This is a genomic window from Stenotrophomonas sp. 22DLJC03, assembly GCF_056861405.1.
This window is the reverse complement of sequence record NZ_JBSPUG010000003.1, coordinates 556,956-568,357: the sequence shown is the minus strand read 5'-3', so window position 1 is coordinate 568,357 and position 11,402 is coordinate 556,956. Positions and strand designations below refer to the sequence as shown.

9 protein-coding genes are annotated in these 11,402 nt (G+C 65.0%); 4 read left to right on the top strand and 5 right to left on the bottom strand.

Annotation, left to right across the window (positions count from 1 at the left end):
- Positions 1-29: 29 nt before the first annotated feature.
- The gene (gene cml / locus AC13GA_RS13330) at positions 30-1,217 is read right to left on the bottom strand and encodes a CmlA/FloR family chloramphenicol efflux MFS transporter (protein ID WP_482998337.1); all 1,188 of its coding nucleotides are present in this window, start codon (positions 1,215-1,217) and stop codon (positions 30-32) included.
- A 198-nt stretch (positions 1,218-1,415) separates the two neighbouring features.
- A complete protein-coding gene (locus AC13GA_RS13325) occupies positions 1,416-2,321 on the bottom strand; it encodes a LysR substrate-binding domain-containing protein (protein WP_482998336.1) in 906 nt (301 codons plus the stop codon).
- Between the two features lie 167 nt (positions 2,322-2,488).
- On the opposite strand from AC13GA_RS13325, the gene AC13GA_RS13320 reads away from it, so the two are divergent.
- Positions 2,489-3,955, top strand: coding sequence for an MFS transporter (locus AC13GA_RS13320; protein WP_482998335.1), 1,467 nt, complete (start codon positions 2,489-2,491; stop codon positions 3,953-3,955).
- A gap of 85 nt (positions 3,956-4,040) precedes the next feature.
- Here AC13GA_RS13320 and AC13GA_RS13315 read toward each other — a convergent pair whose 3' ends face one another.
- A complete protein-coding gene (locus AC13GA_RS13315) occupies positions 4,041-4,493 on the bottom strand; it encodes a PA2169 family four-helix-bundle protein (protein ID WP_006395575.1) in 453 nt (150 codons plus the stop codon).
- Positions 4,494-5,049: 556 nt separating this feature from the next.
- On the opposite strand from AC13GA_RS13315, the gene AC13GA_RS13310 reads away from it, so the two are divergent.
- Positions 5,050-7,884 (top strand): TonB-dependent receptor, encoded by a 2,835-nt coding sequence (locus AC13GA_RS13310; protein ID WP_253079435.1) that lies wholly within the window; start codon positions 5,050-5,052, stop codon positions 7,882-7,884.
- A gap of 257 nt (positions 7,885-8,141) precedes the next feature.
- Complete coding sequence (locus AC13GA_RS13305) at positions 8,142-9,170, top strand: helix-turn-helix domain-containing protein (RefSeq protein ID WP_136638529.1); 1,029 nt, start codon at positions 8,142-8,144, stop codon at positions 9,168-9,170.
- A gap of 8 nt (positions 9,171-9,178) precedes the next feature.
- Here the strand turns inward: AC13GA_RS13305 and AC13GA_RS13300 are convergent, their stop codons facing one another.
- Positions 9,179-10,114 carry a DMT family transporter gene (locus tag AC13GA_RS13300; protein WP_482998334.1) on the bottom strand — a complete coding sequence of 312 codons (936 nt, stop codon included), beginning with the start codon at positions 10,112-10,114 and terminating at the stop codon, positions 9,179-9,181.
- Between the two features lie 7 nt (positions 10,115-10,121).
- On the opposite strand from AC13GA_RS13300, the gene AC13GA_RS13295 reads away from it, so the two are divergent.
- Positions 10,122-10,925: an AraC family transcriptional regulator gene (locus AC13GA_RS13295; protein ID WP_046983430.1), complete on the top strand. Its 804-nt coding sequence runs from the start codon at positions 10,122-10,124 to the stop codon at positions 10,923-10,925.
- A 7-nt stretch (positions 10,926-10,932) separates the two neighbouring features.
- On the opposite strand, the gene AC13GA_RS13290 is transcribed toward AC13GA_RS13295, so the two are convergent.
- Positions 10,933-11,349, bottom strand: coding sequence for a hypothetical protein (locus tag AC13GA_RS13290; protein WP_482998333.1), 417 nt, complete (start codon positions 11,347-11,349; stop codon positions 10,933-10,935).
- Positions 11,350-11,402 lie beyond the last annotated feature (53 nt).

The window sequence follows — 11,402 nt, the reverse complement described above, 5'->3', positions numbered from 1 at the left end:
GCCGCCCCTTTTTTGTCCGCCGCCAGCCGCTATCCACCACGCGGCAGGCAGCTTGCAGCCAGCAGGCTGGTCAGTGGCAACAGCAACCCATAGGCCACCAGCGGCCACACCGTATCTCCCGGCAGCAGCACGGTAGCCAACGTCCCTACTCCGGCGACGATCACGCTCTGCAGGGCATAGTAGAGCGCCACCGCCATCCCGGAGGCATCGGCGAAATCACGCAATGCACCGTTGGCAGCCACCGATACCACCATCACCAGGCCCACCGCGATGGCCCACATCGGCAGCACCACGCTGGCGAATGACGGTGGCCATAGCGTCGCCAGTGCCATCAGCAACGCCCCGCCGATCATCACGCACAGCCCACGCAGGAAGGTCCCGCGCACCTGCCAGCGGGCGATCAGCCTCTTCGCCAGGCGCGCGCTGAAAATCATCATCAGCGCCACCGTTGCCAACGCCAGGCTGAAGGACAGTGGCGAGTACTGCATGCGTCCAACCAGGATGCGGGGAGCGATCGAGAAGAACACGAAGAAGGTGCCCATGCCCGCACTGAAACCCAGTGTGTACACCCAGAAGCTGGCGCTGCGGAGAATGCGCTGCAGCACCGGGCGTGGCGCGTCGCTGCGCGGCGGGCGGGTCTCCTGCCAATGGCGTTGCGCGCGCAGGCCCGCGATCAGGCCGAGCACGCCCAGCAGTGCGAAGATCGCACGCCAGCCGAACGCCCCTGCCACCAACGCACCAAGAATCGGACCGAGCGCGGGTACGAAGGCCAGCATCGAGGCGAACAACCCATACAGGGAAGCACCCTCCGGCGTATCGGCATATACATCACGCACGGTGGCGAAGGTCGCCACCAGCGCCGCCGATGCACCGACCGCCTGCACGGTTCGCCAGGCCAGGAACGCCGCACCGCTGCTGGACGCCGCCAGCGCCAACGACGCGGCGGTGAACAGCAACGCGCCCAGCAACAGCACCGGCCGTCGCCCGATGCGATCGGACAGTGGACCGAACACCAACTGGCCCACGCCGAGCACCAGCAGGTAGGCACCGAGCGTCAGCTGCACCAGCACCGGCGAGGTGCCCAGCGCGCGTGGCATTGCAGGAACCACAGGCAGGTAGATATCCATGGCCAGCGAGGCCAGGAGATCGAAGGGGGCCATCAGCGCGATGGCCGACGGCAGGGAATGGGCCCAACGTGGGGCCTGTCGATTGAACATGGGGAGTCTCCGCCCAGAGTGAATCCGGCGGTGATCCATCCACTTCGCGTGCATCGCAGGGATGATCACCGCAACAACGTCTGCATCGTTGTTGCGGCTCAGCGAACTGTCTGCGGACCGTTCCCGTTGTTCATGGCGCCATCGAATACCTGTACAGGTGGCGCAAGTGTAGCAACCACCGGCAAGCGGCAGCAGCGGTCAGCCCAGCGGCAGCATGTCGATGCGCCTGCATGGCGTCTGTTTCACCTGTTCGATCAGGCGCCGCACCACCGGCGAGCTCTCGGCCTGGCGGTACTGCACGGCAATGGTCGAAACGATGGTCGGGCCGGCCAGCGGCAGATAGACCATGCCCGGCAGCACCAGCGTGCGTTGCAGCACCGATGGCACGATCGCCACCGAACCGACGCCGACGGAAACCTCGGCCAGCACCGCTGCCAGATGGCCGGGCTGCGAACGGATGCGTGGAATGAAGCCGCCCCGTCGCGCGACCTCCATCGCGCCTGCCGGCTGTTCCGGCATCACGAACCCTTCCCTGGCCAGCGCCGCCGGTTGCACCGGAATCCCCGCCTGCGCCAGCGGATGGATTTCCGGCAGGGCCACGCAGAACTGGTCCTCGACCAGGGTGTGTTCACCGAAACTGTCGGGCACATCCATCGGCGGCCGGCAGAACACCACGTCCACCCGGCCTTGCTGCAGCAGCTCCGGCAGCACGCCCATCGGCCATTCGCTCACCTGCAGGTCAACGCCGGGATAGCGGTGGCGGAACCGGCTCAGCTGGTCCTGCAGCGCGCCGGCATACAACGCCGAACCCACATAACCGATCTCGATCTTGCCGATCTCGCCGCGGCCAGCCCGCCGGCCCACGGTTTCGGCCTGCTCGAACCGGCGCAGCACGTCACGTGCTTCGGCCAGGAACACCTCGCCGGCCGAGGTCAGCGCCGCCTCCCGGCGTCCGCGCTCGAACAGGCGGGTCCCGAGCCGGCGCTCGATGTCCTGGATCTGCACGCTCAGGGTCGGCGTGGCGATCCCCAGGCGCAGCGCCGCACGGCCGAAGTGCAGCTCCTCGGCCAAGGTGACGAAGTACTCCAGGTGACGGCGTTCCATGGGCGGCGCTTCGTTAGGCAAAACCTAACGTACCGGGAAAACGCCGAGAATGAAACAAACACTGATCGCTGCTGGAATGCCTGTCCTGCCCCTCCTGCGAGCGACCGGTGCCGTTCTCCCCCACCCCTTCCCCTGTACCACGCAGGCTGCCCGACCGGATCCTGCTGGTGGCCTCACTGGGCTGCACGATGACCGTGCTGGAGACCAATGCAGTGGCGGTCGCGCTGCCCGGCATCGCGCGTGACCTGCATGCCGGGTTCGCGGATATCGAGTGGGTGATCAGCGCCTACATCCTGTCCTTCACTTCGCTGCTGCTGCCGGCCGGTGCCATCGCCGACCGTTGCGGCCGCCGCCGCGTGCTGCTGATCGGCATCACCGTGTTCGCCCTCACCTCATTGCTGTGCGCGTTGGCGCCGACCGCATCATCGCTCTATCTCGCGCGGGCGCTGCAGGGCGTGGGTGCCGCATTCCTGTTGGCGCCATCGCTGTCGATCATCGGCCACACCTTCCACGAGGGGGCCGCCAAGGACAACGCGTGGGCATTCTGGGGCACGGCCATGGGCATGATGATGGTGCTCTCGCCGTTGATCGGTGGCGTACTGTCCACGCTATGGGGCTGGCGCGCGGTGTTCATCGCGATCCTGCCGTTCCTCGCCCTGCTCGGCTACGGCGCGCTGCGCTGGATACCGGAATCCTCCGACAGCGTGCTCCGCCCGCTCGACCCGCCCGGCATCGCCACCTTCAGCCTGGCAATCTTCGGCATCGTGCTGTTCCTGGTGGAAGGCCTGGCGCAGGGCTGGGGCGCTGCAACGGCGTTGACCGGGCTGGCCCTGGCCTTCGCCATGGGGACCGCCTTCGTCATCGTTGAGCGGGCACGGCCGCATCCCATGATGGACCTCGGGCTGCTGGCCAGCCCGCGCTTCGTCGGCGCGCTCATCGCCATGGTCGGCTATTCGGTAAGCGCCCAGGTGATGGCCTCGATGCTGCCGCAGTATCTGCAGAACGGCATGGGGCTGGGCGCGTTGGCCGCCGGTGTCGGCATGCTGCCCTTCGCTGCGGCGATGCTGCTGTTCCCTGCGATCGGCCGGCGGCTGGGCCGCCACCTGACGAGCCCGGCCGTGCTGGCCATCGGCCTGTCGATCACCGCCGCCGGCAACGCCGTGGCCGGCCTCGCCGCGTGGCAGCAGCAACCATGGCTTGCATTGCTCGCGATGGTTGTGATCGGTGCCGGTGGCGGCATCCTCAATGGCGAGACCTCCAAGGCCATCATCGGTGCGGCACCGCGCGACCGCGCCGGCATGGCCTCCGGCATCAGCGCCACCACGCGTTTCGTCGGCATCCTGCTGGGCTTCACCATCCTTTCCAGCGCACTGAGCCTGGGCATCCGCACCGCGTTGGCGGCGGCGGTGCCACCCGGCGACGTGCGGCCGATGGCCGATGCGATCGCCACCGGTACATTGGCCGGCACACACACCGCGACGTTCGCACAGGCGATCTACAGCCACGGCTTCGCCAGCGCCCTGTGGACCTCGGCCATCGCCGCAGCGCTGGCCAGCCTCGCGGTGGCACTGCTGCGGAGTCGATCAGCAGACGCTATTTCCCACCATCAACGGCAATCGCAGGAGAGCAACTGATTCTCTTCCTGCTTCTGCAAAGATGGCCGGGGCAGCCGCGCTGACCCGGCCGTGGCGGCCCCGGGGAGAAGGCCGCCAGAGAGCGTCAGGCCGCCTTCATGGCGTGCTTGCGGGCGCGCATGACGTTGTGGCATTCCTGAACTTCCGGAAGTAGCTGGGTGACTTCCTGGCGCACTGCCGGCGGCAGCTCGTTGTCCTTCAGCACGTCCTTGAACGCACCAAGCAGGCGATCTTCGGATTCCTCCAGTTCGGCCACATAGCCATAATTGGTGTCGCCAAACGCGGCGCGTACCTTGCCGTAGAACTGCTGCATCGAACCGACCATGGTGCCGTGCTCGGCAGGCTTGCCGCCGCTGGCAGCAACCGAGCTGCTCAACGCCGAGACGATACGACCCTTGACACCGGCGATACGGGTGAACAATGCCGACAGCTCGGCATCCTTCACCTTGGTCGCGGCTTCTTCATAGAACGACTTGCCGTCGCGGGCGATCTCGATCAGGTCGTTGAGGCGATGTTCAATGGTGGACTGGGTGCTCATGGAGTCGCTCCTGTGTGCTCGAAAATCTGTGGGGAATGGCAGCGCGATTGCGTTGCCTTCGACCCCACTGTGGCGGGTGTGGCGTGGCTGTCGGGTGAGTACTGATTGATGTGCACATCACCACGTTCAACGCGCGCTGACTTCTTCATGCGCAGGCGCATTTCCGTTCACGGAAAACAAGCGAACCGACGTCGATTCACCAGGGCGCGATGATGATGATCAACGCAACCAGCAGCACGATGGCCAGTACAAGCAGCAGCACATGCCTCTGCCGCCAACTGGGTTTGGGCTTTCCAGGGGTATTCACTACGCATCTCCTTCGATCTGCAAAAGGTGCACAGGCACACTGATGCAAAGCAGCATGTGCGCGCGTAGAGATTTCGTGCAGGACCCGTGCAGGAACGCACGGAGCCAGCGCGCGACGATAACGCGTCCATAACGTAATCAGGATGTAAACGGAGTGTTAGGTTCCTTCCGATTCCGCACAGCGGAGTTTCAGATCGGTTTCCACGCAGCAATGCACGAAACCCATTCAACTGGATTTGGAGAGAGCCAAATGCATTACAAGTACACCCTGCTTTCACTGGCAGTGGGCACCGCCCTGGCTGCCACCTGGTCGCCGGCCGCACATGCCCAGGATGGCAGCGAGAAAACACCGAAGAACCTCGATCGCATCCAGGTCACCGGCTCGGCCATCCGCAGCGTCGACATCGAGACGCAGCAGCCCATCATCGCCATCACCCGCGCGATGATCGAACAGCAGGGCTTCACCACCATTGCCGACCTGCTGCAGAACCTGACCTCCACCGGCGCCCCGACCATTTCGCGTGCGCGCGCCCTGGCTTCCGGCGAGAACGTCGGCGGCTACTACGTGAACATCCGCAACCTGGGCGCCACCCGCTCGCTGGTGCTGGTCAACGGCAAGCGCCTGGGCGCCACCACCGGCGGCTACCAGGATCTCAGCCAGATCCCGATGAGCGCGGTGGAGCGCATCGATGTACTGAAGGACGGCGCCTCTGCGCTGTACGGATCGGATGCGATCGCCGGCGTGGTCAACATCATCACCCGCAAGAACTACGAAGGCCTGGAAGTGTCCGTGCAACATGGGCAGTTCAGCGAGGGCGACGGCAAGGACAGCACTTTCTCGCTGGTCACCGGCGCCCGTGGTGAACGCGGCGGCTACACGCTCGCACTGGAATACCAGAAATCGGACCCGGTGTTCGCCCGCGACCGTGAGTTCTCCCGGTACGGTGGTGCTGGCCCCAACTACCCCGGTGCGGACTGGAGCAACATCAGCCAGAACGGTTCGTGGTGCGACCCGGCCCTGTACAAGTGCAACACGGGTGATGCGGTGTTCAAGACACTCAATCGTGGCGGCAACCCGAAGAACCCGAACGACTACCACCCGATCACGCCGGCCGAGTTCGCCAACGGCAACGAGCAGATGCACCTGCAGACCGGCATCGAGCGTCGCTCGCTGTTCCTCAGCACGGACTACGCGCTGACCGAGCAGATCAAGTTCACTGCCGATATCGGCTACAACGAGCGCACCACCGACCAGCAGATTGCAGGTTACCCGTACCAGTCGACCAAGTTCGGCACGCCGATGGACGCGGCCAGCGTGTTCAACCCCGTCGACCACAGCATTGCGTTCAATCGCCGTCTGTGGGAGGTGCCGCGCACCACCGAAAGCAAGCTGAAGTCCCTGCGCGTCGCGCCGAGCCTGTCCGGCTACTTCGAGCTGGGAAGCAAGGCGTACGACTGGGACGTCGGCGCGCTGTTCAACCGCAATGAAGTTACAAAAACGGGCCGTGGCGACATGAGCCTGATCGCTTCCCGGCAGGCATTGGGGCCCTCCTACCTCGATGCCAACGGTGTGGCCCGTTGTGGCACGGCGGCATCGCCGGTCACGGGTTGCCTGGCCTGGAATCCTTTGCTGCCGTTCGGGGTCGCGGGGGCTGGCTCTCTCTCCGATCCTGAACTGCAGCGCTTCTTGTTCCCGACGTTCAACGACACCGGCATCACCAAGACCCGCAGCTACTTCGCCAACATCTCCGGCCCGGTGATCGAGCTGCCCGCCGGCGACCTGTCCGTCGCCCTGGGCTACCAGTACCGCAAGGAAGAAGGCCGCTTCGTGCCCGATGCCTTCGCGCAGTCGCGGCAGAGCACGGCGCTGGGCGCCTCCACCACCGCCGGTGACTACAGCCTCAACGAGTTCTTCGCCGAAGTGAACGTACCGGTGCTGCGCGACCTGCCGTTCGCCAAGGAACTGACCGTGAACCTGGCCACGCGCTACTCCGACTACAGCAACTTCGGCAGTACCACCAATTCCAAGGCTAGCTTCGCCTGGCGTCCAATCGAAGAGCTGATGATCCGCGGCACCTTCGCCGAAGGCTTCCGCGCACCGAGCATCTCCGACCTGTACGGCGGCCTGGGTACCAGCTTCGAAACGTATGTCGACCCCTGCGGCATCGGTGCCACCAACAGCGTCAACGGCAATGCCGCCTGCAACGCCGCCGGCGTGCCGTTGGGCTACCAGCAGCTGAACCAGAGCCTGAAGCCCTGTGCCAGCTATCCGTGCGCCACTCCTGACGAGTTCACCACCGGCTCAGACCCGAAGCTGCGCCCGGAAGAGTCCAAGAGCAAGACCGTGGGCGTGGTCTGGAGCCCGCGCTGGGTCGAGGGCCTGGACATCAACCTCGACTGGTACAGCTACAAGATCACCAACATGATCATCCAGGACAGCGTCGACCGCATCCTGCGTGACTGCTACGTGCTGGGTAATGCCTCGCGTTGCGGAAGCGTCAAGCGAGCCGGTGATGGCCACATCACCAGCATGTTCTACGGCCTCGCCAACCTGGGCTCGATGGAGACCGAAGGCTGGGATCTGGGCATCCGCTATCGCCTGCCCGAGTTCTCCTTCGGCCGCATCACCATCGACCTGCAGAACAGCTACGTCTCCAAGTACGACGAGCAGAACCAGAACTCGGCCGGCGATACGATCATGATGGGCCGGATCGGCCAGCCGGGCATTTCCCGACTGCGCTCGAATCTGGGCGTGAACTGGCAGCTCGGCAACTTCAGCACCCAGTACACCGTGCGCTACTTCTCCGGCATGGTTGAAAACTGCGTGCCGAACCGGCCCTGCACCCTGCCCGACCGCTACGCCTATGGTGAGCCGGATGCACTGCGCAAGGTGGGTTCGAATGCCTTCCACGACATCCAGGTCAGCTACAAGCTGCCGTGGGACGGCACGGTGGCACTAGGCTCGAACAACGTGTTCAATCACCAGGGCCCGATCATGTTCTCCAAGCCGTCCAGCTCCTTCCCCTACTACGGCGGCTTCGACATCGGCCGCACCGTGTACGTGAAGTACTCGCAGCGCTTCTGATCGACAGGTACGTGCTCGTGGCCGGCGGAAGGGGAGTCCGCCGGCCACGATGCACACAACCTCCACCCGATCTCCATCGTTCTTCGACGGAATCTCCAAGGTTCCCGGCAACACTGATGTCATGACGGCAAAGGAGCAGGACCGCATGGATCGCCACGCGCCTCGACACTGCACGCCCGTCTCCAGGTTCACCACTGAACGCGACGGTGTGGCCCGGTCCCGATCCTCCGGACGTGCCGCCGCAAGGAAAGTACGAGATGACGACGGCAGTTCGCACTGGCCTGACCGACCTGGTCACTGACGCGCAGCGGTACCTGCGCAGGATTCTCCCCGGGCTCGCCTCTGCGGTGCACCCGCTGGCTTCATCGCATGCCATTCCACGCGCGATGTCCTCGCGCTACCACCTTGCCGAGCTGATGCTGTATGGGGAAACACCTGCGATGCTTGCCGTGGCCCGCGAGCCCAGCGAGTCCAGCAGCCGCGTCATCCAGGACGTCCGCTGCCTGCGCGCCGCGGCAAATGCACTGGTCCTGTATGTCTCTCCTTATCTCACCCCCACCCAACGACGGTTCCTGGTGGAGGCCCATATCGACTTCGTGGTTCCGCATGCCCAGCTGTTCGCGCCCAGCCTGGCCATCGAGTTCCGCGACGCGCCCGATCACGAGAAGAAGGCCATCTCGTTGTTGCCCTCGGCACAGGCCGTGTTGATCCACGTACTGTTGTCGGGGCAGCCGCGATGGTGGTCTCCCCGCGAGATCAGTGCGGCCGCTGGCTACACCTCCATGACGGCATCGCGCCTCTCTGCCGAACTGGTCGAACGCGGACTGGTCGAACGCTCCAAGGGCGGCCGCGAGCGCTTCCTCACGCTGGCCGGCAACCGCGACGATGTCTGGGCCCGGGCACAACCGTTCCTGCGTTCGCCGGTGCTGAAAGAGGTGGATGTCTGCTGGGAACAGACCGCCGATGTGCTCCGCAGTGCCGGCCATCCGGCACCCGTGGCCGGTACCGATGCCCTCCTTGCCGGTCCCTCGCAGGCGGCCAGCACCACCCGCGCCCTGTACATCGAAACCTGGCGGGTACTGGGCGCACTGCCCGCGCCGGGGCCCACCTGCGCACAGAATGCCCGGTTGCAGATCTGGGCATATCCGCCCGGGTTCACCAGCATCGACGATGCGGTTGACCCGTTGTCGCTGTATCTCAGCCTGCAGGGCAAGCGAGGTCACGATGTGGATGCACTGGAGTTGCGGGTGCAGCAGGCATTGTGCGGATCGGTGCACGATTCTTGATCACGACACTACGCCTGCGCTGCTGCGCGCTTGGCAGCGTATTCGGCGAACACCACGCCGCCGACAGCCAGCAGGCCACCGCCCAGTACCCATCCAGTGAGCGACTCCCCCAGCAGCATCACCGCCAACGCAGCGGTGACGATCGGCACCAGATTGAAGAAGCCGGAAACACGCGCTGCGCCCAGCCGGGAAAGGCCGGTCATCCAGGTCAGCGGCGCGAGAATGGATGCACAGACCGCAGCGAAGCCGATGCAACCGACCGCCGTCAGGTTGTCCACCCCGGTCCCGATCAGCAGCTGCAGTGGCAGCAGGATCAGCGACGCGGCCGTGGCCTGAAGGAACAGCGACTCCAGCACCGACAGCGGAATCTTCCAGCGCTGCATCAGCACGTTGTAGGCGGCGAAGGCCAACGCTCCGACCAGCATGATCGCATCACCGCGGTTCAGGCCCTGCGTAGCCAACCGCGCCAGGTCGCCCTGGGACACCACCGCGACCACGCCGATGCTGGAGATCACCGCTCCGAGGATGGCGGTGCCACGCACCGGATGGCCCATGAATACACGTGACAGCGCCAGCGCGATCAGTGGAATCAGGGCCTGGATCACCCCCATGTTGGTGGCCGAGGTGAAGTGTGCCGCGTAGTACGCCAGGCACTGGTACATCACGCCACCCAGGCAACCCAGCATCAGGAAGCGGCCGAGATTTGCACGCACGGTTGGCAGGTTTCCGCGCAGACGTGGCAGGGCAAACGGCAACAGAAGGACGGCCGCCACCAGCCAGCGGAAGAAGCCGATGTCGATCGGGCCCACTGAACCGGAGGCAAGCTTGGTGACGATGGTGTTTGCGCCCCACAACAGGCACGCGAGGATAGGAAAGAGATAGTTCAAGGCGGCGGCTGTACGCATGGGAATGGCCAGCGTACGCTTGGCGCATATCGAGGACATCCCGAAAATGCGCCATTCCACCCCTCGCTTGCGGCAACCGCTTGAGCCGGTCCCCACTTTCCTCCAGCTGCCCGGCCCAATCTACTTCCGGCAGGGCTCGATGGAGCCCACCAACTGGGGCACGCACAGTCATCCCTGGGGACAGTTCAACTTCGTCGCGCAGGGCGTGATGGAGATGAAGATCGATGGTGAGTGGATGGTATCTCCACCCCACTACGCCATCTGGATTCCACCCGGCATGGCCCACTACTCGCGCAATCGATCGCAGCTGGCCTATCGCTCGGCCTATCTGTCGGCAGCACTGTCACGTCGGCTGCCAACGCGTTGCAGTGCGCTGGAAGTCAGCCCGTTGCTGCGTGAACTGCTGCATGAGCTGGCACGGCAGGGGGTTGCCGATCCGCAGACACCGGCCCAGCGGCGCATGGCCGCGGTGGTGATCGATCAGATCGTCAATGCCGCGGTGCTGCCAAGTTTCCTGCCGATCGCCAGCAGCGCTGCACTGAAGCAGGTGATGGCGTACATGGAGAAACGCCTGTCGGCGGCCGAATCGGTTGCCGAGGTCGCGCAGCGCCACCACATGAGCGTGCGCAAGCTGGAGCGCCTGGCACGCAGTGAACTGGGCATGTCGCTTGGCGACTGGCGTGGGCGGGTGAAGTTCGTGCGCGCCACGGAGGCGTTGTGCACACGCCGGCCGATCAGCCGGATCGCCGAAGAGCTGGGTTACTCCGGCGTCAGCGCCTTCGCCGAGATGTTCAAGCGGCACGCGCAGTGCACGCCGGATCAGTACCGGAAGCTGCATCGGGCAGAGTGAGGGCGAGTTAGATAGCGGCCAGCAGGTCCACGAGCAGCTTCGGCAGCAACAACGCCGCCGCAACGCTGGCCACCAGGATCAGCAACACCTTGGCTGTCAATGGACGACGGCGCGGATTGCTGAAATGCAGGTTCAGATCGCGCAGTTCATCCCGCAGCGCCTGCCGCATACCTGCGCTTTGTGCACCGGATTCGACCAGCTGCCGTTCAAGCGCCTGCAGGCGCTTCATCAGCTCACGCGGCGGAGTAGCCCGGATGATCTGCTGATTAAGCTCCTGCAGCCGGCGCGCCTGCGGCATCAGCGCTGCCACGAGATCATCCGGCGGAAGCCATGAGACCTGTCGCCGGGCTTCCGCATCCATCTCAGCCTGTAGCAGATCGCGTTGCTGCCGCAGTTCGGCCAGGGAGGTGCGGCGCTGCCACATGGGGAGGGCACAGGGTTGATGGGTAGCGGGCAGTGTATCGCCCGGCGTCCCGG